This is a genomic window from Mesorhizobium sp. GW821-FHT04C10 (assembly GCF_059420305.1).
In genome coordinates, this window is record NZ_JBWKTL010000001.1 from 4299895 (window position 1) to 4322660 (window position 22766).

Below are 22766 nucleotides of genomic sequence, written 5' to 3' on the forward strand. Positions count from 1 at the left end.
ATTTCCGCAATCGCAAGTTGCTGGTGCGCAACACCTCGGTTTGCAACGAGTTGTCGCCAGGACAGGAGGGGTGTGCCCGAAAGACCAGGCCGAGCCGCTGAAGCCGGCTTCGGCCTAGTCCAGATTGGCGATAGCCTGCGCCTTGTGCGCGGCCTCGACCACGGCGAGCGCTGTCATGTTGACGACACCGCGCGATGTGACCGAGGGCGTCAGAATGTGCGCCGGCATATCGGTGCCAAGCAGGATCGGCCCGACATGCAGCGCATCCATCATGGCGCGCAGCGCCGTCAGCGTGATGTTGGCCGAATCGAGGTTCGGGAACACCAGCAGATTGGCTTCGCCCTTAAGCCGCGAATGCGGATAGACGCGCTGGCGCAGATGTTCCGACAAGGCTGAATCGGCATGCATTTCGCCGTCGCACTGAAGGTCCGGCGCGATGCGCGCCAGGATCGCCGCCGCTTGCCGCATTTTCAGCGCGCTTGGCGAATCGCGCGAGCCGAAATCCGAATGCGACAGCAGTGCCGCCTTCGGCTCGATGCCGAAGCGCTGGATTTCCTCGGCCGCCAGTACGGTCATCTCGGCGATCTCCTCGGCCGTCGGGTCGACGGAGACGTGCGTGTCGGTGAGGAAGATGATGCCGCGCTGCGAGATCAGCATCGACAGGGTCGACAGGTCATAGTCCTTGATGCCCGCGCGAGGGCCAATGATGAGGGTTACGTTGCGCAGATGCCGCTCGAAGCGTCCTTCGAGGCCGCAGACCATGGCGTCGGCATCGCCGCGTTTCAGGGCGAGCGCCGCGATCACCGTATTGTCGGTGCGCACCATGGTGCGTGCGGCTTCCGTCGTCACGCCACGCCGGCCGGCAAGTTCGATCAGCAGGTCGACATAGTGGCGGTAGCGCGGATCGTCCTCGGGGTTGATCAGGCCGAAATCGACGCCCGGCTTGATGCGCAGCCCGTACCGCTTCAGCCTGACCTCGATGACGTGCGGACGGCCGATCAGGATCGGCTCGGCAATGCCTTCCTCGAGCACAACCTGGGCGGCGCGCAGCACGCGCTCATCCTCGCCATCGGCATAGATGACACGCTTGGCGCTCGATGCCTTGGCAGATGAGAACACCGGCTTCATCACCAGGCCGGAGCGGAAGACGAAACGGTTGAGCTTGTCGATATAGGCGGTGAAATCGGTGATCGGCCGTGTCGCCACACCGGTGTCGCAGGCCGCTTTGGCGACGGCCGGCGCGATGCGCAGGATGAGCCTGGGATCAAAGGGCGAGGGGATCAGGAAATCGGGCCCGAAGATCGGCGTCTCGCCCGAATAGGCGCGTGCGGCGACGTCCGAAGGCTCTTCGCGGGCAAGGGCGGCAATGGCCCGCACGGCGGCCATCTTCATCTCTTCATTGATGGCGCTGGCACCGCAGTCGAGCGCGCCACGAAAGATATAGGGGAAGCACAGGACGTTGTTGACTTGATTGGGAAAATCGGACCGGCCGGTACAGATCATGGCATCGGGTCGTGCAGCGCGCGCCACTTCCGGCATGATCTCGGGATTGGGGTTGGCCAGTGCCAGGATCAGCGGCTTCGGCGCCATGTGCTGCAGCAGTTCCGGTTTCAGCACGCCGGCCGCGGAGAGGCCGAGGAAGACGTCGGCGCCCGGGATGACATCGGCCAGCGTGCGCGCCTCGGTGTCCTTCACATAGGGGTCTTTCCAACGGTCCATCTCGTCGGTTCGGCCCTTGTAGGCGACGCCGAAACGGTCGGTGACCCAGATGTTTTCGATCCGTACGCCGAGCGAGACCAGAAGGTTGAGGCAGGCTAGGGCGGCCGCACCCGCGCCTGAGGTGACGACCTTGATGTCCGAAATGGTCTTGCCGGCGAATTCCAGACCGTTGAGCACGGCGGCGGCGACGATGATGGCGGTGCCGTGCTGGTCGTCGTGGAACACCGGTATGCTCATGCGGGCTTTCAGCCGCTCCTCGACCTCAAAACACTCCGGCGCCTTGATGTCCTCGAGGTTGATGCCGCCGAAAGTGGGTTCAAGAGCGGCGACGGTCTCCACCATGCGTTCGATCTCGGGGGCATCGATCTCGATGTCGAAGACATCGATGCCGGCGAATTTCTTGAACAGCACCGCCTTGCCTTCCATCACGGGTTTGGAGGCCAGCGGGCCGATATTGCCGAGACCGAGCACCGCCGAACCGTTGGAGACGACGCCGACCAGGTTAGCGCGCGCCGTATAGTCGGCGGCGGTTGCCGGATTGTCGCGGATCTCAAGGCAAGGGGCGGCGACGCCGGGCGAGTAGGCGAGCGCCAGGTCGCGCTGGTTGCCAAGCGGCTTGGTTGCCTGGATTTCGAGCTTTCCCGGTGTCGGGTGCTTGTGGAAGTAGAGGGCGGCTTCGTCGAGGTCCGAACGTGCCGTTTTCTTGTTCTCGCCTTCCATCCGGCCGCTCCCTCGAAACCTGCTTCGAGGCTCCTTTTAGCATGCGGCCAAGGTTTTTCGCGACGCTAATTGACGCGCCGTCGGCTTTAAACCGTGGCGCGTCAAAAATCACTGGATGTCAGATGCTTACGGCTGTTTCATGCCGGATTAATCTCGCCGCTCTGCCGACCTTTTGATCAGAAAGCGCTGACGTAGAGACCACCGTCGACCGGGATGTTCTGTCCGGTCAGATAGCCGGCATGGACCGAGCACAGGAAGGCGCAGATCTGGCCGAACTCCTCCGGCGTGCCGAGCCGCTTGGCTGGCACGTCGGCGCTGATGCGGGTCTTGCGCGCGGCGGCCGCGGCGGGATCCTCGACAGTGCCGGCCTCGTGCGGCCCGCGCAGCCGGTCGGTGTCTAGCTTGCCGGGCAAGAGACTGTTGATGGTGACGTTGCGATCGATCACCGTTCGCGCCACGCCGGCGAGGAAAGAGGTGAGACCAGCGCGCGCGCCCGACGAAAGATCGAGACCGGGAATGGGGACGTAGACCGACAGCGAGGTGATGTTGACGATGCGGCCGAAGCCGCGCTTCGCCATGCCGTCGAGGACGGCCTGCACCAGTTCGATCGGCGTCACCATGTTCTGGGTGACGCCTTCGAGGATTTTCGCGCGATCGAGTTCGCGGAAATCGCGCAGCGGCGGGCCGCCATTGTTGTTGACGAGAATGTCGGGCTCGGGGCAGGCGGCAAGCAGCGCCTTCTGCACCTCGGGCTTGGAGACGTCGCCGACGACCTCCGTCACCGTCACGCCATAGCGCTCGCGCAGCTCGGCAGCGGTTTTGGCCACCAGTTCGGCATTGCGCCCATTGACGACGATGTCGCAACCGGCCTCGGCCAGCGCCATGGCGCAGCCTTTCCCAAGCCCCTTGCTCGAAGCGCAGACGATTGCCTTCTTTCCGCGGATACCGAGATCCATGACGATTTCTCCTGTGATTAGGCCGGCAAGCTAGTCCTTAGACTGGACCAATCGCAACCGTCATACGGTTGTTGCATGAATCGAGGCATAGGCTGCTCGAAAGCAAGGGTGAATCGCGATGTCAGGCCAAGAGCCCCGCACTTTCCGCAGCATGTTCATTTCCGACGTCCATCTCGGCTCTAAGGCGGCCAAGGCCGAGTTCCTGATCGATTTCCTTAGATACCATGACGCCGACATCATCTATCTGGTCGGTGACATCGTCGATGGCTGGCGGCTGCGGCGGAGCTGGCACTGGCCGCAAAGCCACAATGACGTCGTACAGAAATTGCTGCGCAAAGCGCGCAAGGGCGCCAGCATCACCTATATCGCCGGCAACCATGACGAGTTCGCCCGCCAGTTCCAGGGCGTGCATTTCGGCGGCATCGTCGTCGCCGACCGCGCGATCCATGAAACAGCCGACGGCAAGCGCCTTCTCGTCATCCATGGCGATCAGTTCGACACCGTCGTTCACAATCAGCGCTGGCTCGCCTATCTCGGCGATCATGCCTATGACGCGGCGATGATCGTCAACCGCGTGGTGACGCGGTTGCGCCAATTGCTCGGCCTGCCTTACTGGTCGTTCTCGTCCTGGGCAAAGGTCAAGGTCAAGAAAGCGGTCAACTTCATCGGCTCGTTCCAGACCGTGCTGACCGAGGAAGCCCGCCGCTCGCATGTCGACGGCGTCATCTGCGGCCATATCCACCATGCCGCGATCGAGAATTTCGACGATGTGCGCTACATCAACACCGGCGACTGGGTGGAAAGCTGCACGGCCGTGGTCGAGCACTTCGACGGCCGGATGGAAATCCTGACCTGGGCGCAAATCCTGCCGGAAGCGCCGGACGAGCCCTTCATCCCGATGCTCATCGAAGATCGGGTGGGGCAGGCGGCCTGACCGAATTCTCGCTGGTTTTCGGTGTCAATTGATTAGTCCAGCCGGTTTCGCCTGGTTTTTCGCCATGTTAAGGGATCGATCTGCGTTGCTGGCCGGCCGGCCAAGTGCGGCGTAATTGGATCGATTCATGTCCCTGCCGCCGCTTTCGCCAGAACAGCTCGTCAAGCCGCGCCATTTCGAACTGCGCATGAGCCTGATCTTCGGCACGCTGTTCATATCGCTCGGCACGCATCTGCCTTATTTCCCGCTCTGGCTGCAGGCCAAGGGCTTTCACGCCGAGCAGATCGCCGTCATCCTGGCGGCGCCCATGTTCCTGCGCGTGGTGACGACGCCGCTGCTGACGACGCTCGCCGACCGGGCGCGGGACCGCGCCGATGTCTATGTCGCGCTGGTGGCAGCGTCCCTGCTGCTCTCGGCGGGTTATTTCCTGACGCCGACCTACGCCATGGTGCTGGCGGTGTCGCTTGCCCTGACCATTGTCTGGACGCCGCATTCGCCGATCGCCGATTCGCTGGCGCTTTCGGGCGTGCGCCGCTTCGGTTCGAACTACGCAAGCATGCGCAAATGGGGTTCGATCTGCTATCTCTGCGCCAATGTCGCGGGCGGCTTCATCCTGGCGGCCACCGGTCCTCAAGCTGTTCCGGTGATCATTTTCCTTGCCCTTGGCGCGGCACTCGTCGCCGGGCTGCTGGCGCCGCGCATGGGGCGGCCGCGCAAGGCCTCGCCGCTTTCTGCCGCGGACATCCAGCACGCGGCGCCGAGCCTGTTCAATGCCTATTTCCTCTACTTCACCTTTGGCGTCGGCATCATCACCGCCAGCCATGCCTTCCTTTACGGCTTCGTTTCCATCTACTGGAAATCGATCGGCATCAGCGATTCCGTCGTCGGTCTGCTGTGGGCCTGGGGCGTGGTGTCCGAAGTCTGCATGTTTTTGTTTTTCAATCGCATTTTCGCCTCCATATCCGTCGTCAGGGTGATGTTGATCGCCGGCATCGGGTCGATCGTGCGCTGGATCATCTTCCCACTGGTATGGCCGCTCGGCCTCGGCGTCGCCGGCTTCTTCGCCGTGCAGTCACTGCATTCGGTGTCTGTCGCGATGGTGCTGATCGGCCTGCAGAAGATGATCGCCGAGACCGTTTCCGAGGAGCGCACGGGCGCCGCGCAAGGCATTGCTTATTTCTTCAACGGCTTCTTCATGGCCGCCGTCACGCTTGCGTCCGGTCCGCTCTATGACCGTCTCGGCGTCGATGGTTTCCTGGTGATGATCCCGATCGCGATCATTGGCCTCGTGCTGATCGGGCTTGCCGCGCGCTCAGCCCCAAAGCGCGCGGTCCGGGGGTGAGACGAGCGAACCCTGATAGACGAGACCCGGCACCCGGTCGCGCGCAAGCAGCAGCGGACCATCGAGGTCAACGAAATCGGCGTCCTGGGCGAGCAGGACCGCCGGTGCCATGGCAAGCGATGTGCCGACCATGCAGCCGACCATGATGCCAAAACCCAGTTCGCGGGCGCGGTCACGCAGCACGAGCGCCGCCGTCAGCCCGCCGGACTTGTCGAGCTTGATGTTGACGGCGTCGTAGAGGCCGACAAGCGCTTCCAGGTTCTTCGCCTCATGCACGCTTTCGTCGGCGCAGATCGGCACCGGATGCGCAATATGGCGCAGGATCTCATCCTGCCCGGCGGGCAGGGGTTGTTCGATGAGCGCAATGCCTTGCTCCGCGGCAAAGGCGAGGTTCGCTACGATGTTGTCGTCGGTCCAGCCTTCGTTCGCATCAAGGATGATTCGGCTCCCGGGTGCCGCCTGTCTCACCGCCTGGATCCGGGCGATGTCGTTGTCGCCGCCGATCTTGACCTTCAGCAGCGGCCGGCCGGCGTTGGCACGGGCCTGTGCCGCCATTGCCTCGGGTTCGCCGAGCGATAGCGTGTAGGCAGTTTCCAATGGACGCGGCGGAGCTGGCCAGATTGCGCGTGCAACCGGACTGTCACCCATCTTGGCTTCAAGGTCCCAGAGGGCGCAGTCGACCGCGTTGCGGGCCGCTCCCGCCGGCATTGCGCCGAGCAGGGCGGTCCGGTCGATGCCACCGGCTATCCGCTCGCGCATCGCCTCTATCGCGGCATGCACCCCGTCCATGGTCTCGCCGTAGCGCTTGTAGGGAACGCATTCGCCGCGACCGCTATGACCATCCTGGCTGATCGTGCATGTGATGACCTCGGCCTCGGTCTTCGAGCCGCGCGAAATGGTGAAGGTGCCGGCGATCGGAAAGCGCTCCGCCTCGACCGAAATGACACGCGCCATATTTTTCTGCTCCGGCTGTGCGAGAAGGGTTGTCGGCAAATCGACAAGGTCGGACCCATCAGGCTAAACAGGACGCCATGTTGACCATCGGCAAGCGCGACGCAAGCGGCACGACCGCCTCGGAGGCTGACCACCAACCGCGCGTAGCGGTCGGCGAGGAGGGTGGCGTTCTCGGCTGCGCGTTCTCCGGAATCTGGACGACACGAACGGTGGCGTCAATCGACGCCGACATGCGCAAGATCGAGAAACGAAGCGGTTTCAAGACTTTGGCGCTGGATCTTTCGAAAATCGAGAAGATCGATACCGCCGGCGCCTGGCTGATCGACCGCCTCGTCAGTGTCTTCGAGAAGAAGAACGTCGAGGTCCGGCTGCAAGGCCAGAGCGAGATCGCTTCCATCCTGCTCGACGCGGTCGGCGAGGCTGTCCGGCGCGAGCCCGAATCCGGGCCGGCGCGGCCGCCCAACATCGTCATCCGGGCGCTTGAGGCGGTTGGGCGGCGCGTCTACGAGATGCGCGACGATTTCTTTGCTTCGATGAATATTCTTGGCGCCACCATCCGCGGCGCGCAGATGAAGCTTGGCCGCGGCCACGCCGTCAACCCGGCGGCGATCTTCAACCAGATCGACCGCATGGGTGTCGGCGCCATCCCGGTGGTGGTGCTGATGTCGGCGATCGTCGGCGCCATCGTTGCCCAGCAAGGCGCCTACCAGCTCAGCTATTTCGGCGCCGACATCTTCGTCGTCGACCTCGTCGGCGTGCTCATCCTGCGTGAACTCGGCGTGCTGATGACGGCAATCATGATCGCTGGCCGCTCCGGCAGCGCGATCACCGCCGAGATCGGCTCGATGAAGATGCGCGAGGAGGTCGACGCGCTGAAGGTCATCGGTCTCAACCCGATTGGCGTTCTGGTCTTTCCGCGTCTGGTTGCTCTGGTGATCGCATTGCCGTGTCTGACGATCATCGCCAATTTCGCGGCACTCGGCGGCGGCATTGTTGCGGCCTGGCTCTACTCCGATATCCCCCCGGCCGCATTCATCGACCGGCTGCGTGTCGCCATCGATCTCAGCACGATTTTCGCCGGCCTGATCAAGGCGCCGTTCATGGCCATGATCATCGGCACGATCGCCTCGGTCGAAGGCATGAAGGTCGGCGGCAGTGCCGAATCGCTCGGCCAGCACGTGACCGCCTCGGTGGTGAAGTCGATCTTCGTCGTCATCATCCTCGATGGCCTTTTCGCCATGTTCTACGCAGCGATCGAGTTCTGAAATGATGGCGAAGGGCAACGGCATCACGGTTGGGGAAGAGGACGAAAGCGAAATCGTCCTTTCGGTGCGCGACGTCACCGTTGCCATCGAGGACAAGCTGATCCTCGACAAGCTTTCGCTCGACATCAAGCGCGGCGAGATCCTGGGGTTCGTCGGTGCTTCGGGCGCCGGCAAGTCCGTCCTGTTGCGAACCATTCTCGGGTTGATGCCCAAGCAGTCGGGAACGATCAAGCTGTTTGGTGTCGACGTCGACAAGGCAAGCGATATCGAGCGCCTGCGCATCGACATGCGTCTTGGCGTGCTGTTCCAGCATGGCGCGCTGTTTTCGGCGTTGACCGTGCAGGAGAACGTGCAGGTGCCGATGCGCGAATATCTCGACCTGCCAAGGAAGCTGATGGACGAACTGGCGCTGCTGAAGATCGAGCTGGTCGGGCTGCCGCCGGATGCGGCGCAGAAATTTCCCTCCGAACTCTCCGGCGGCATGATCAAGCGCGCAGCTCTTGCGCGCGCCTTGGCGCTCGATCCGGACATCGTCTTTCTCGACGAGCCGACGTCCGGCCTCGATCCGATCAGTGCCGCCGAATTCGACGAACTCGTCGTCAAGCTGCGCGACACCATGGACCTGACCGTCTATATGGTCACGCACGACCTCGACACGCTGTTTACCGCTTGCGACCACGTGGCGGTGCTGGGCAAGAAGAAAGTATTGGTCGAAGGCACTATCGACGACATGCTGAAGAGCGAGGAACCGTGGGTGAAATCCTATTTCCGCGGAAAACGCGCCCGCCAACTTGATCTTGCCGCACGTGCATAGCCATAAGTGAAGCAATGGAAACCAGAGCCAACTACGTCATTGTCGGCATTTTTACGCTGGTTGCGATCCTGGCGGCGTTCGGCTTCGTCTACTGGACGGCGGCGATCGGTGACAGGGGCGAGACGACGCTGTTGCGTGTGCGCATTCCAGGTTCGGCCTCCGGCCTCGGCCGCGGCAGCTTCGTGCTGTTCAACGGCGTCAAGGTCGGTGACGTCAAGCGCGTCTATATCGACGTGGACAACCCGACTGTCGCCATCGCCGACACCGAGATCGACCGGATGACGCCGATCACCAAGTCGACGCAGGCCGATATCGGCCTTGCCGGCCTCACCGGGCAGGCCAACATCGAGCTCAAGGGCGCCGACCCCAAGGAAGTGAAACTCCTCGATCAGGCCGAAAAGGAAGGCAAGGTCGCCGAGATTGTCGCCAATCCGTCCGCTGTGACCAATCTGCTGCAGACGGCGCAGAACATCTTCACCCGTGCCGACAAGGTGCTGACCGAACTCGAGGGCTTCACCAAGGATGTTCGTGGGCCGCTGACGCAGACGGTCCAGAACGTGCAGACGTTCTCCGATGCGCTGGCCAAGAATTCCGACGGCATCGACAAGTTCCTGTCCAGCGTCAGCGCGCTGTCCGACGAACTGAAGGGCGTGTCCGGCAAGCTCGACGGCACGCTGAAGGCAGCGGAAGGCCTGCTCAATGCCGTCGACAGGGACAAGATCAAGAGCATCGTCGCCAATGTCGATACGGTGACCGCGAACCTCAAGCAGACATCGCAGCAGCTCGACGGTGTGATCAAGAATGTCGACACCGCGGTCGGATCCGTCAATGACTTCGCCAAGCAGACGCAGGGAACGCTGGCCAAGGTCGACGGCGTGCTGGACGGTGTCGACCCGGCGCAGGTGCGTGCGGCCCTGGCCAACATCCAGAAGGCCAGCGAAAACGCCAACAAGGCCGCCGCCGACATCGCCGTGGTGACCGACAAGTTCGCCAACCGCGCCGACGATATCGACCAGACGATCAAGGACGCCAAGCAACTGGCGCAGCGGCTCAACGATGCCTCGGTGCGCGTCGACGGCATCCTTGCCAGGGTCGACACCTTGCTTGGATCGGGGCAGGCCGACGGCGTGATGGCCGACGCCAGGGATACGCTGAAGTCGTTCAAGCAGGTTGCCGATACGCTGAATGCGCGGCTAGGTGTCATTACCGACAATCTGGCGCGTTTCTCGGGCCAGGGCCTGTCGAATGTCGAGGCGCTGGTGCAGGACAGCCGCCGCTCGATCTCGCGCATCGAGGAGGCGGTCACGGATCTCAGCCGCAATCCGCAGCGCATTCTTTCCGGTGGCGACGGCGAGGTTCGGCAATTCGATGGCAGGGCGCGGCGTTGACTTCGACGTCCGCTCGCCTCAGAAACAGTTATTGCGGATGCGGGTTATTTTGAGGTCGATACATAACGGGGACAGCAGGGGTCGCGCGTGAAGTCGATTGTGTCCAGATCGGGCCTGGCATTGCTTGCCTTAGCCCTCGCCAGCTGCGCGGCGTTGCCCGGTGGCGGACCCGCGCCGCTCGACACGTTTGAGTTGTCGGCGCCTTCGGTCGACGCGCATGGCCACAGCCGCAAGCAAATCCTGATCGCCCAGCCCTCGGCGCTCAAGGCGCTGGACAGCCAGAATATCGTCATCAAACCCTCCGACCGCTCGATCCAGTATCTGAAGGGCGCGCAATGGGCCGACCGCCTGCCGCTGATCGTGCAGGCGCGACTGGCCGAGACATTCCAGCGCTCGGGCAGCTTTGCCGGTGTCGGCAAGCCGGGCGAGGGGCTGGCGATCGACTACCAAGTCATCGTCGAGATCCGTTCGTTCGAGGTGCGCGTCGATGGTGGTGAGCACGCCGAAGTCGACCTGTTCGTGCGCATCCTCAACGACCGCAACGGCGAGGTGCGCGCGTCCAAGAGCTTCACCGCGACCGCACCGGTTTCGGGGAGCGGCAATTCCGCCTATGTCAGTGGGCTGGACGCTGCGTTTGGCGATGCAGCCAAGCAGATTGTCCGCTGGACCGATTCGGTGATCTGAGCGACCGGCGCGCCGGATACACCGGCGCTTCCGGGCTAAAGGCGGTCGAAGACCTCCGGCCCCAGCTTTCCGGTCTTTATCAGGTGCTGCAAGGTGTAGGTCACTGACAGCGCATCGTCGAGCGCGTCGTGGCCCTGTAGTGGCGGGTGTTCGACACCATAATAATCCGCAAGCTTGTTGCTCGGCGTCCTCGCCAGATCCTCGATCGGCATCCCGGCCGCGATCAGCAACTTCACGGCGTTGTCAAACCGGGTAGCCGGGATGGAAGGCTGAATGCCCGCGACATAGCAGGAGATGGCGATCATGTTCAGTTCGTCCTTGCCCCAGGACCAGAATCGCGCGCCTCCGGAAAAACGATCGATATCGGCAAGGGCTTCTCCCAGCGCGACCCCTTCGGTCTCGATGTTTTCCTCAGTGATACCGGTCAGTTTGGTGAAGAACGGGTCAAGTGCATATCTCCGGCCAAACCGGTCGATCGGTCTGATATAGGCCTTGTGTGTACCGAGCAGCGGAAAATCATCTTCGAGCCCAAGTCTGACAGCGCCGATCTGGGCGATGACCGGGTCGGGATCGTGGGCAGCACACCAGAATCTGCGTTGCGAACCCTCAAGGCAGAGAAACTCGCAGTCGAATATGATTGCCGTCTTCACGGTCGGCCCCCTTTTTATCGAGGATCAGGGCGGCAGGCCCGTAGTCTTCGCGCCGTCGGGAAATCGGACTTCGCGCCGCGAGCGTATCGAGCGCATGCGTCGGCTCGCAGCTGCGAGAACGTTTCAGCGACGGAGCTTTGAGGCAGTCACAAGCGGGGCGGGACCCCGCCTGTTCAATTCCAGCTCAGTGCAAGCGGCCGCTGGCGTGGGCCAGCATGGTGTAGACCTTGCCGGTGTCCGACGTCAGGTAGGTCTGCGCCATGATGTTGTCGCGGTCGTTGCGCGAGACATCCTTCAGCAGCTTCTCGAAGTCGTCGCAGTAACGGTCGACGGCGGCGCGGAACTCGGCCTCTCCCTGGTATTTGCGGCGGATCTCGTCGAATGTCTGCTGGCCCTTCAGCGTGTAGAGCCGGCGCGTGAACACGTCCCGCTCGCCGCGCCGATAGCGGTTCCACAGCTCGATCGAAGCGTCGTGGTCGATGGCCCGTGCAATGTCGACAGAGAGCGAATTCAGCGATTCCACCACATGCAGCGGCGAGCGCTGGGCAGGGGCCGCGCGCGGTGCTTCCGCAGGCGCCGAGGGTGGAGCCGTCGGCCTGAGATCCGCATCGTTCGACGCCGCGGTCAGGAGGTCACGCACCCAGCCGCCCTGTGGCGTGCGGGTGTTGGCGTCGGGACGCTGCTGACGCGGTGCCGCCTCAACCGGACGCTCGAGGTCGAGCGTGCCGCGCAGTGCGGCACCGCCCAGCGGCGCCTGAGGCGTGCGAAGCTCCGGCTGTGGCGCCGGCGCGCGACGCGGCGGCTCGGCAGCGCGGGTGGCCGGCGCTTGCGGCGCCGGACGCAAGGTGCGCGGCTCCGAGGTGTCGCCGCCACGACCGGACTTCGCAACGATGTCGGAAAGCTCCTTCAACGCGTTGATCTGCTCGGAAACGGCGCGACGGATGGCAGAGGTCGATTCCTTTGCCTCTTCCGGCATCTCGATGACGCCTTTCTTGAGCTCGGCGCGGGTGAGGTCGAGTTCGCTCTTGATCGAGCCCGCGGTACGCCGCATCTCCTCGGTCGCATCGGCGAAGCGCTTGGTGGCCGAATCCACGACATCGGTGATGGCGTTGCGGATCTTGTCGGCCGATTCCAGCGTCTTGCCTTCGGCGTTCTGCAACGTCTGGCCGACGAGATTTTCGAAGGAGCGCATGACCCTTTCGAGATCTTCCGATTTCTTGACCAGGCCGACGGCGAGATCCTCGAGCGACGACTGCCTTTCCAGCGTGTGCTCGAGGTTGCTCTGAGCAGAGCTCAACAGGTCCGAGGCACTGGCCAGCAGACGGCTGTGTTCATCGAACTTGGTGGCGATAGAGGCCACTTCGCGCAAGGTCGACGACGACAGTTCCGTCAGCCTTGTGGTGTTCGAGTCGACCAGGCGCGCCGAGCTGGCGAAGGTCTGCGCCGCCTTTTCGGTGGTCGCCGCGAAGCTCTGTGTGCTGCCGGTCAGGCGTTCGTCGACCTGGCCGAGGTTGAGCGCGGCCTGCTCGATCAGCTGACCGAGCTGCGAGCTGGAGTTGGTCATGCGGCCGATGAGATCGGCAACGCTGTCGGACAGCGACGAGCGGGCGCCTTCAACCGCCGACAAGGTCTCGGCGGTGCGGCTGGCGAGCGCGTTGACAAGGGCGGCGTTTTCGCTGCGCAGCTTCTCGGTCGCGCGTTCGGTGACCTCTTCCATGCTCTTCTGCAGTTCCGAGCCACCCTGGGCGAAGCGCTCGACCAACGGCCGGGCGGTTTCGTCGAGGATCCTCGACATTTCGGCGGAGCGGGCCGCGAGCATGGTGTTGAGTTCGCGGGTGTTGGCGCCGATCGTCTTGGCGGCGTCGTTGGTGCTCTGGCCGATATGCTGGCCAACCGCGGTGAAGGTCTCGGCGATCACATTGGCGCGCGAAACGAGTTGCGCCTCGGCGGTCGAAACCTGTTCGTTGAGCCTCTGCCCCATCGTCTCGGTGGTGTAGGCGAGCCGGTTCTCGACGCTCGAGAGTTGTTCCTCGACACGGGCGGCCGCGGCCGCCGCGCTCGATGCAAGACGCTCGTCGGCGCCGGCAAGCGCCTGCTCGATTTCGCGGGCGTGCACGGCCAGTTCCTGGCCGGTCTGGCGGGCACGGTCGGCGACCCTCTGCTCGGTGCTGGCGAAAGCACCGACGATGGTCTGCGCATGTTCGCCGATCGTCGACGAGCTGTCGGCGATACGCGAGACCAGGCGCTGGTCCGCCTCGTCGAAGATGCGGCCGATTTCCGACGCACGGCTGGACAGGGCGTCCGAGCCTTCCGCGATGCGCGAAACCAGTTGCTGGTCGGCGGCATCGAAGATGCGGCCGAGGTCCGAAGCGCGGGCGGCCAGCGCCTCGGCCGATTCGCCGATTCGCATGCCGAGCCTCTGGTCGGCGCTTTCGAAGTTGCGCAGGATGTCGCCGGCGCGGGCGGCCAGCGACTGTGCCGTCTCGACGGCGCGGGCAACCAGTTTCTGGTCGGCCGCGTCGAACGTGCCGGCGATCTCGCTTGCACGGGCCGCCAGATGATCCGCGGTGTCCTGAGCCCGGGCGGCCAACTGGTCGGTGGTTGCCTGGGCGCGGGCGGCGAGCTTCTGGTCCGCCAGGTCGAAGGTGCCGGCGATCTCGCCGGCGCGGGCGGCCAGCTGATCGGCTGTTTCATGGGCACGCGCCAGCAGCGTGCTGGAGGTGTCGTCGGCACGGGCAAGCAGCGCGTTCGACGTGTCTTCCGCACGGGCGTGGAGGCGACGATCGGCCTCCTCGAAGGTGCGGGCGATGTCTTCGGCCCGCGCCAAAAGGGCGGCCGACGTCTGCTCGGCGCGCTCGGCGATCTTGCGGTCGGCGTCACTGAAGGCCGCACCGGCCTGCTCATGCAGCGTGCTGGTGACTTCTAGGACCTTTTCGCGCAATGCGCCGGCGACGAAGACCGCGCTCTTCTCGAGCACGTTGCGGACGTTGTCGACGCCGGTCGAAAGCGCACGCTCCATGGTTCCGGCGCGTTCCTCGATGATGCCGGTCTGACGGCTGAACGCCTGCTCGATCTTGTCGACATCGGCGGCGATCGCGGCCGAAATGTCGGTGCTCCGGGCTGCTATCTGGTCGATATGGCCCGACAGCGAGCGGTCGACGTCCTTGCGGGTCTCGGCGAGCTTGCCGAGATCGTCTTCCAGCGCACGGCTCAACATGTCGCGGCCTTCGGCCAGCTTGCCGACATGGCCGGCGATGATGTTGTCGATCTCACCGCGGCTTTCGGTCAGCTTCTGCAGGTCGGCTTCCAGGACCCGCGAAAGCTGTCCGCGATCCTCCGCCAGCTTTTCCGACTGGCTGGATATGACACCCTTGATGGTGTTGAGGTCCGATTCCAGCGCGCGCTTGAGAATGTCGCGGCCTTCGGCCAGCTTTTCTACCTGGCCAGCTACCAGGCCATCGATGCTGGAGCGGCTTTCGGCCAGCTTGGCGAGATCGGCTTCAAGGGCACGTTTGAGAATGTCGCGGCCTTCGGCCAGCTTCTCGACCTGGCCGGCGACCAGGCCATCGATGCTGGAGCGGCTTTCGGCGAGCTTGGCAAGATCGTCCTCAAGCGCTCTCGACAGGGTCGAGCGCTCCTGGACAAGCCTGTCGGCGTGGCCCGCGACCAGACCGCTGACGCTGTCGAGATCGGTCTCCAGCGCCTTCGACAGGGTCGAGCGCTCCTGGACCAGGCGCTCGGCATGGCTGTTGACGAGGCTGTTGACGCTTTCGAGGTCGACTTCCAGCGCCTTCGACAGGGTCGAGCGATCCTGGACAAGCCGCTCGGAATGGCTGTTGACGAGGCCGTTGACGCTCTCGAGATCGGCTTCGAGCGCCTTGGCGAACTGGGCGCGGTCGTCGACCAGTTTCTGCGACTGGTCGGCAACGGTGTTCTTGATCGTGTTGAGGTCGGCTTCGAGCGCGCGTTTGAGAATGTCGCGGCCTTCGGCCAGTTTCTCCACCTGGCCGGCGACCAGACCGTCGATGCTGGAGCGGCTGTCGGCCAGCTTGGCGAGGTCGTCCTCGAGAGCCTTCGACAAGGTCGAACGATCCTGAACCAGCCTGTTCATGTGGTCGGCGATGACGCTGTTCACATTCTGCAGGTCGGCTTCTAGGACCCGCGAAAGCTGTCCGCGGTCCTCCGCCAGTTTTTCCGACTGGCTGGAAATGACGCCCTTGATGGTGTTGAGGTCCGATTCCAGCGCGCGCTTGAGAATGTCGCGGCCCTCGGCCAGCTTCTCGACCTGGCCGGCGACCAGGCCGTCGATGCTCGAGCGGCTTTCGGCCAGCTTGGCAAGGTCGGCTTCGAGCGTCTGCGACAGCAGGCTGCGGTCGTTGACAAGCCTTCCGGAATGATCGTCAAGCAGGCCCCTGATGCCCGAGAGGTCGCTTTCAAGCGAACGGCCGAGCTGAGTGCGGTCTTCCACCAGCTTTGCCGAATGGGTCTCGATCAGGTTCTTGATGCCGATGATGTCGTTTTCCAGCGCCTTGGCGAGCACCGCACGGCCTTCGGCGATCTTCTCGACCTGGCCGGCGACCAGCCCGTCAATGCTGGCGCGGCTGTCGGACAGCTTGCCGAGATCTGCTTCCAGGGCGCGCGACAGGATGTTGCGGCCTTCAGCAAGTTTTCCGACGTGTCCGGCGACCATTTCATCAATGATCGTACGAGCTTGAACGAGTTTCCCGGAGTCTTCATTGAGGGCCAGAGAAAGCCGGTTGCGGCCTTCTTCCAGCCTCTCGAGGTGGCTGCCGAGCGATGCATCGATGGCAGCGCGCGATTCGTTGACCTTGCGCAGGTCCTCTTCGAGGGCGCGTGCGATCAGGCTGCGGCCCTCGGCCAGCTTCTGCACCTGGTTGGTCACGGCGGCATCGATGCCGGCGCGGCCCTCGGCGAATTTCGCAAGATCCGCCTCCATCGCGGCCGCCATGCGTTCGCGGCTTTCGGAAAGCTTGCGGCTGTGGTTTTCGACGGCTTCCTCGATGCCGACGCGAGCGTCGGCGAGCCGCTGGATGTCGCTGTCGAAGGAGCGCGAGACGACGTGACGCGCCGCTTCCATGCGCCCGGCGAAGTCGCTGGCGCGGGCCTCCAGCATGCTCGATGTCGAGGTGACGATGTCGGCCATGTCGGCGCCGATCTGGGTCTTGCCCTGATCGATCATCGCGCTCAGCGTATCCCTGCTCTCGGCAAAAGTGTGGGCGATTTCGCGGGCGCGCTCGACCAGCGTCTCGTTGATCTGGCGGGCTCGCGCCTCAAGCGCGGCATTGAGCTTCTGCGTGCCGGTGTCCAGCGCTTCGGCGCGGGTCTGGAACTCGCTGATCAGCGCCTGGCCGCGTTCGGCGAGCGTGCGCTCGATGCCGTTGAGGCTGGCTTCGAATTCCGAATTGAGGGTGCGCGCGGCGCCGCCAAGCAGCGACACCATGCCGGTGGTGCGATCGTCGAGCAGATCGGTCAGCGACCGGGTAAGGCCGTCCGTCGTGTCCGTCAGTTTGGCAATGCGCGTGTCGAGCAGGCTGGCGAAGGCCTCGCCAGAGGTCGTAAGCCTGTCGGTGATGTTGTCGAGCCGGCCTTCCACCGAATCGAAAATCGACATCGAGCTTTCATTGATGCGGTCGATCAGCGTGTCGCCGGAATTGGTGATCGTCATCGACAGCTTGGTCGATGCGTTGAGGATCGAGTCGCGGATGATGTCGCTGGCGGCGCCGATTTCATCCCTGAGCGTCTCATGCGCACCTGAAATCGAGGCGCGGACCCGCTCGGCATGGGTGACGACGGCCTCGCGCTCGCTGCCGAGCCCGTCGACCAGCGAACGGATGCGGGTTTCGTTTTCCGAGTAGGAGCGCTCGATCTGGTTGACTTCGCTGTGGACCAGCGTTTCCAGTTCCACGGCGCGGGCAAGCGTGCGTTCGATGCCTTCGCCCATGGCCGCCACTTCGCGGCGAACAGCCTGGCCGATCATCATGACGCGATCCTGCGCCATGTTTTCCGGCTCGGTCAGGCGGAAGGCCACTTCCGTCATCGACTGCGCGGCAATGCGCATGTCCTGGGCGCGGCGAATCATGGCCGCGAAGGCCCAGAACAGGATGATCGGCACGATCGCCGCGACGGCGAGGCCAATCAGCTCGGGACGGGCAAAGAACTGGTCGAGCGTGCGGATCCGCCAGATGCTCGGTCCGAACAGCAGGTTGGCGAGCGCACCGGCGCCCGCGATCCAGGCGAGCGAGACAAACGCGATGATCCAGTAGACGGTGTTGGAAGCGCGCCTGTTGAGGCTGTGCAGCAGGGTCTTGTAATCTTTCTGACGATCGTCGTTGGCCGGCGCAAAGCCCGTGGGCTGCGTGCCATTGCCATTGCGTGTCTCCACGGGGCGCAGTTCAGCGGGCTTGGCCTTTGGCGCGGGCTTCGCGGCCTGATTGGTCACGGGGGCCTGATTGACCACGGGCGCCTGATTGGCGACGGGTGCCGGATTCTGGTTGCGTCCCTCGCGAGCCAGCTCGTCGGCGGCCTGGGATATCTGCGCTTCCAGATCTTCCATCGAAGCCGCGATATCGAGATCGCCGCTGCCGATGTCGCCGCTGAGGTCGAGATCGAGCGCTTTTTCCAGTTCCCTGGCCACGTCGCTGTCGAGAGTTCTCGTGTTCGTCGTTGGTTTCTTCGCCATGCCTTCGCTACCCTGTACTAGCTGCCGCGGGCTTATAATTCTGTTTTGTCTTACCCCCGCGCAGGAGGCTGAAAATGGACCCTCGTATCGTAATGACACAGGGGGGTAAAGAAAACATGCATTCCGCGGGATACGTAAAACTTTAAATATAAGGTTAACGGAAGCGTGATTTGGGCGCCGCTTTCGCAACATTTTTCCCGGCCATTCATTAACCCGTTGTCCATTGGATTCGCCTAGTTTTTCAGGCGGCCGAAGAAAACGGAGTTCGAGTTCATGCGTGGCGAAAGCGGCATTGCCTTCTCAATGCCCGGGGGCGACGTATCGGGAACCAGGCAGTCCCGACCGGTCGATTTGGCACACCTTGCCCGGCAGACGATGGGCGACCGCGCTCTTGAGCAGGAGGTGCTGGCACTGTTTGTACAGCAGGCACTGTCCGTGCGCGACAAAATAGTCGACGCCAATCTCAAGGACCGGCTTTTGCTGGCTCACGGTTTGAAGGGCTCGGCTCGCGGCGTCGGCGCCTTCGCCATCGCCAATTGCGCCACCGAGATCGAGCGGCGGCCGGAAGACAGCCAGACGCTCAAGCGGCTCGGCACGCTGATCGACGAAGTGCGCGATTTCATCGCCGCGATCAATCGCTGACCCCGGTTTGTGGAAAAACGTCACCGAGCGCCGCTTTCGCGCGGCAGTTGACTTGTTTGCCGGAGTGATTATCTCGGCTGAAACTCCCTTCAGGTGACAAATGACCAAACTGACCTTCATTGCCCATGACGGCACACATTTTGACGTGGATGCCGAAAACGGCTCGACGGTGATGGAAAACGCCATCCGCAACGCCGTGCCGGGGATCGAGGCCGAGTGCGGCGGCGCCTGCGCCTGCGCCACCTGCCATGTCTATGTCGACGAGGCATGGACGGAGGAGGTCGGCGAGCCCGAGGCGATGGAAGAGGACATGCTGGACTTCGCCTATGACGTCCAGCCGAATTCGCGGCTGTCCTGCCAGATCAAGGTGCGCGACGCGCTCGACGGTCTGGTGGTGCGGGTGCCCGAACGGCAGGGCTGAAGCCGATTTTTCCAGCTGCCGCTTGGCAGCAGGCCGCGGCTCATGCAGTCTCGCCCCATTCCCAAGGGGACACACAGCATGACCGAAACAATCAAGACGGATGTCCTCATTGTCGGAGCGGGGCCCGTCGGGCTGTTTGCCGTGTTCGAACTCGGCCTGATCGACATGAAGTGCCACCTGATCGACATTCTCGACAAGCCAGGCGGCCAATGCGCGGAGCTCTATCCGGAAAAGCCGATCTACGACATTCCCGGTTGGCCTTCGATCTCGGCGCAAGGACTTGTGGACAAGCTGCTCGAACAGATCCACCCGTTCAAGCCTGACTTCACCTACAACCGCATGGTCTCCAGCCTGGAGAAGCTGGAGGATGGCAGCTTTCGCGTGACCACGGACGAGAACGAGGTGTTCGAGGCCAAGGTGGTGGTCATCGCCGCTGGCGGGGGCTCGTTCCAGCCGAAGCGCCCGCCGATTCCGGGCATCGAGCCCTATGAGGGCAAGAGCGTCTTTTATTCGGTGCGCCGGATGGAGGATTTTCGCGGCCATGACCTCGTCATCGTCGGCGGCGGCGATTCGGCGCTGGACTGGACGCTGAACCTGCAGCCTGTGGCCAAAAGCGTGACGCTGGTCCATCGGCGCCCTGAGTTCCGCGCCGCGCCCGACAGCGTCAACAAGATGTACGCCATGCAGGAGATGAAGCAGCTGGAATTCAGGGTCGGCCAGGTGACCGGCCTCGCCGGCGCCGACGGCCAGCTGTCATCGGCCACCATCAAGGGCGGTCCGGACGGTGATATCGAAGTGCCATGCACACGCATGCTGCCCTTCTTCGGCTTGACCATGAAGCTTGGCCCGATCGCGGAATGGGGGCTCAATCTCCACGAGAACCTGATTCCGGTCGACACCGAGAAGTTCCAGACATCGGTGCCCGGCATTTTCGCGGTCGGCGACATCAACTGGTATCCGGGCAAGCTGAAGCTGATCCTGTCGGGCTTCCATGAAGTGGCGCTGATGGCGCAGGCCGCCAAGCGCATCATCAGCCCCGGCGAACGCATCGTGTTCCAGTACACGACCTCGTCCACGAGCCTGCAGAAGAAGCTCGGCGTGGTGGACGCTTCCTAGGGCGTTTCACCGTTTCGCGGAAACGGGAAGACGCCCTATCTCCTTGATTTAATGTAATTCCCAGGGGAAGGCGCTTCGCACTTTCCTGGAATGGCTCCAGTCTAGTCCGCCAGTACCGGAGCTTCGGGCCGGCCGCGCAGCGGCTTTTCCGGCATCAGGCTGAGCGTCAGAAGCGCCAGTACCAGCATGACCACGGCGGCGGCGAAGATCACCCAGAACGCCGAAGTCCCAGCCACGGCTCCGCCCGTCTGGGCGCCTTCGCCAGCCAGCGGCAGGCCGTTGCCCAGCGCGACGGCACCGAGGATCGCCACGCCGAGCGCGCTGCCCAGCGAGCGCAGGAACGTCATCACGCCGGTGGCGACGCCGAGATGCTTGGGGTCGACCGCGTTCTGGACCGACACCGTGGCGACCGGAAAGGTGGTGCCGCTGCCAATGCCGATGCATGTCGTCAGGATCTCGACGACCAGCAGCGAGGCGTGCCCGGCCACAAGCGTGAGGATGCCGAGACACACGGCGGCGAAGGCCAACCCGATCATGGCGATCCGCTTGTAGTGGACGAAGCGTGGAATTGTGCGCCCGCTGAATGTCGCGCCGGCAACCGTGCCCAGCATCAGCCCCAGCAGGGCGGTGCCGGATTCGCTCGCCGACAAGCCGATGACCGATTGCAGGTAGACCGGCAGATAGACCGACAGCCCGATATTGGAGGCCTGCAGGAGGAACAGGGAAAGCGTGCCCCCTAGAACGATCGGATTGGAGAGCACTTCGAGCGAGATCAGCGGCTCGGAAGCACGCAACAGCCGCAGCGCGAACGCACACCAGATGATGGCCGAACTCGCCACCAGCCCGAGGATTTCGCGAGACAGCCATGGATACTCGCTGCCGCCCCAATTCAAGGCAAGAAGCACTAAGGCGGTGGCCGCGATCAAAAGCAGCGCGCCAAGTCCGTCTATGCGATGCCGCTTTGCCGCGACCGGCAGCTTCCTCAGCGGCTTGTTGATGATGGCCATCGCGGCGATGCCGAGCGGGATGTTGATCCAGAAGATCAGCGACCAGTGCAGGTGTTCGGCGAAGGTGCCGCCCAACAGTGGCCCGGCGATGCTGGCGACCGCCCAGGTGCCCGAAATCCAGGCCGCGTACCGTGCCCGCTCTCGCGGCGGCACAAGGTCTCCGATCACGGTTTGCGCCAGGGCGAACAGGCCACCGCCGCCGGCGCCCTGGATGGCGCGCCCGACCACCAGCATGAACATGTTGGGAGCCATCGCGCTGACAAGCGATCCCAGGAGAAAGATCAGGATCGCGGCATAGACCGTTGGCCGACGGCCATAGACATCCGAGATCTTGCCGTAGAGTGGCGCCATGGCGGTCGCGGTCAGCAGGTAGCCGGTGACGATCCAGGGCAGGTATTGCGCATGGCCTAGCGCATGCCCGATGGTCGGCATGGCGGGCGCGACGATGGTCTGGTCGAGCGCCGCCAGCAGCATCGACAAAAGCACGCCGCCGATGATGGCGTTCTTTTCAGCTTCGGTCAGCGGTGTTGCGGCAGCCGCGATGGTCTGCTTGTCGACAGCCTGGTCCATAGTCTTTTGTCCATGTGCTTGCGCGCTGTCCGGGTCACCGATTGGGCTTGTCTGGTGGGTGCGCCGCGCGGTCGGCCGTGATGCCCGTGCTTGGAGGGTTGTGCCCTGCCAACCCGTGATATGTCGTTCCGTATAGGCCGATTTCGACTGCCGTTCGAAAATTTTTCGAAGCTGGCACTACGCTTCGGCCCGGTTGGCTTGCGTCGGCGCCACTCAGTGCGCCCACGAAATTCAGGCCGGCGGCAGCTGGCCATTCTGCATGCGCTCGATGCGATAGCGCATGAGCCGCAGGATACGGCTTTCGAAATTGACGCTTTCGACGCGGTCGAACTGCACTTGGGCGCGGTCGTGCCTGGCGAGGACGGCGGCGGTGATCTCGGCAGCCTTTGCCTTGGCCGCATCGCAATCCTTCTGCGGATAGGTCGCCTTCAGCGCGTCTTCGAGCTCGCGGGCATGATTCTTGGCGATCTCGACATGGCGTTCTTCGTGGCGCTTGATGTCGGCGGCCAGCGTGTCCCAGAACAGCTTGACATCGGCATCCGCCTTGCGCGGGCGGCGCCATTCCGGAAGGATTACCTTGACCTTGAGGGTCACAACCGCGTCGGCGATCCGGCAGGAGCCAGCCTGCCGGGCGTAGCTGATACGGGTGGTGAAGGCCATCTGGGTGGCGCCGGGGTGGCGCGAGCCCGTGCTTTTGACCTGCGGCCCATGTTTGGAGAGCTGCTTCTCGATATCCTCGAGCGTGCTGCCGCCAATGGAAAAATAGCTGTATGTCTTCACCAGATTGGCCGCGCCCGCTGGAATGGCGGTCGTCACAGCAAGCAGCAGCGCGCAGAGCAGGGTTCGTTTCATCATATTGCCTCTTCGACCACCTTGCTTTACGG

At 63.5% G+C, this 22766-nt stretch carries 16 protein-coding genes; 9 read left to right on the forward strand and 7 right to left on the reverse strand.

The window, feature by feature from the left end; all coding sequences use genetic code 11:
- Window positions 1–114 precede the first annotated feature (114 nt).
- Both AC07UC_RS20820 and AC07UC_RS20825 read right to left on the reverse strand, forming a co-directional pair.
- Window positions 115–2439 (reverse strand): NADP-dependent malic enzyme, encoded by a 2325-nt coding sequence (locus AC07UC_RS20820; RefSeq protein WP_494907275.1) that lies wholly within the window; start codon window positions 2437–2439, stop codon window positions 115–117.
- Between the two features lie 176 nt (window positions 2440–2615).
- Complete coding sequence (locus AC07UC_RS20825; RefSeq protein ID WP_027044672.1) at window positions 2616–3395, reverse strand: SDR family oxidoreductase; 780 nt, start codon at window positions 3393–3395, stop codon at window positions 2616–2618.
- Between the two features lie 151 nt (window positions 3396–3546).
- Here AC07UC_RS20825 and AC07UC_RS20830 point away from each other — a divergent pair, with 151 nt between their 5' ends.
- Window positions 3547–4329: a UDP-2,3-diacylglucosamine diphosphatase gene (locus AC07UC_RS20830; protein WP_056577406.1), complete on the forward strand. Its 783-nt coding sequence runs from the start codon at window positions 3547–3549 to the stop codon at window positions 4327–4329.
- A gap of 127 nt (window positions 4330–4456) precedes the next feature.
- The gene (locus tag AC07UC_RS20835; protein WP_494907277.1) at window positions 4457–5671 is read left to right on the forward strand and encodes an MFS transporter; all 1215 of its coding nucleotides are present in this window, start codon (window positions 4457–4459) and stop codon (window positions 5669–5671) included.
- Here AC07UC_RS20835 and dgcA read toward each other — a convergent pair.
- On the reverse strand, window positions 5642–6625 hold the full coding sequence (dgcA, locus tag AC07UC_RS20840) for an N-acetyl-D-Glu racemase DgcA (protein ID WP_494907278.1): 984 nt from the start codon (window positions 6623–6625) through the stop codon (window positions 5642–5644). The genes AC07UC_RS20835 and dgcA overlap by 30 nt on opposite strands.
- Before the next feature lie 77 nt (window positions 6626–6702).
- On the opposite strand from dgcA, the gene AC07UC_RS20845 reads away from it, so the two are divergent.
- The 4 genes from AC07UC_RS20845 (at window position 6703) to AC07UC_RS20860 (ending at window position 10776) form a co-directional block, all read left to right on the forward strand.
- Entirely contained in the window at window positions 6703–7890 is a 1188-nt protein-coding gene (locus AC07UC_RS20845; protein ID WP_494907279.1) for an ABC transporter permease, read from the forward strand.
- Window positions 7891–7894: 4 nt separating this feature from the next.
- Window positions 7895–8704 carry an ABC transporter ATP-binding protein gene (locus AC07UC_RS20850; protein ID WP_202327383.1) on the forward strand — a complete coding sequence of 270 codons (810 nt, stop codon included), beginning with the start codon at window positions 7895–7897 and terminating at the stop codon, window positions 8702–8704.
- Window positions 8705–8718: 14 nt separating this feature from the next.
- Window positions 8719–10092: an MlaD family protein gene (locus tag AC07UC_RS20855; RefSeq protein WP_140773351.1), complete on the forward strand. Its 1374-nt coding sequence runs from the start codon at window positions 8719–8721 to the stop codon at window positions 10090–10092.
- Between the two features lie 87 nt (window positions 10093–10179).
- Entirely contained in the window at window positions 10180–10776 is a 597-nt protein-coding gene (locus AC07UC_RS20860; RefSeq protein ID WP_494907280.1) for an ABC-type transport auxiliary lipoprotein family protein, read from the forward strand.
- 35 nt (window positions 10777–10811) lie between these two features.
- On the opposite strand, the gene AC07UC_RS20865 is transcribed toward AC07UC_RS20860, so the two are convergent.
- Both AC07UC_RS20865 and AC07UC_RS20870 read right to left on the reverse strand, forming a co-directional pair.
- Window positions 10812–11426: a 3'-5' exonuclease gene (locus tag AC07UC_RS20865; RefSeq protein ID WP_494907281.1), complete on the reverse strand. Its 615-nt coding sequence runs from the start codon at window positions 11424–11426 to the stop codon at window positions 10812–10814.
- A 184-nt stretch (window positions 11427–11610) separates the two neighbouring features.
- A complete protein-coding gene (locus tag AC07UC_RS20870; protein WP_494907282.1) occupies window positions 11611–18126 on the reverse strand; it encodes a kinesin in 6516 nt (2171 codons plus the stop codon).
- A 273-nt stretch (window positions 18127–18399) separates the two neighbouring features.
- Here AC07UC_RS20870 and AC07UC_RS20875 point away from each other — a divergent pair, with 273 nt between their 5' ends.
- From AC07UC_RS20875 to AC07UC_RS20885, 3 genes are all read left to right on the forward strand, one after another.
- Window positions 18400–18768, forward strand: a complete 369-nt coding sequence (locus AC07UC_RS20875; protein ID WP_494907283.1) for an Hpt domain-containing protein — start codon at window positions 18400–18402, stop codon at window positions 18766–18768.
- Window positions 18769–18868: 100 nt separating this feature from the next.
- A complete protein-coding gene (locus tag AC07UC_RS20880; protein WP_494907284.1) occupies window positions 18869–19189 on the forward strand; it encodes a 2Fe-2S iron-sulfur cluster-binding protein in 321 nt (106 codons plus the stop codon).
- A 78-nt stretch (window positions 19190–19267) separates the two neighbouring features.
- Window positions 19268–20305: an NAD(P)/FAD-dependent oxidoreductase gene (locus AC07UC_RS20885; RefSeq protein ID WP_140773359.1), complete on the forward strand. Its 1038-nt coding sequence runs from the start codon at window positions 19268–19270 to the stop codon at window positions 20303–20305.
- 101 nt (window positions 20306–20406) lie between these two features.
- Here the strand turns inward: AC07UC_RS20885 and AC07UC_RS20890 are convergent, their stop codons facing one another.
- Complete coding sequence (locus AC07UC_RS20890) at window positions 20407–21882, reverse strand: MDR family MFS transporter (RefSeq protein WP_494907285.1); 1476 nt, start codon at window positions 21880–21882, stop codon at window positions 20407–20409.
- 231 nt (window positions 21883–22113) lie between these two features.
- Entirely contained in the window at window positions 22114–22737 is a 624-nt protein-coding gene (locus AC07UC_RS20895; RefSeq protein WP_181179920.1) for a DUF922 domain-containing Zn-dependent protease, read from the reverse strand.
- Window positions 22738–22766 lie beyond the last annotated feature (29 nt).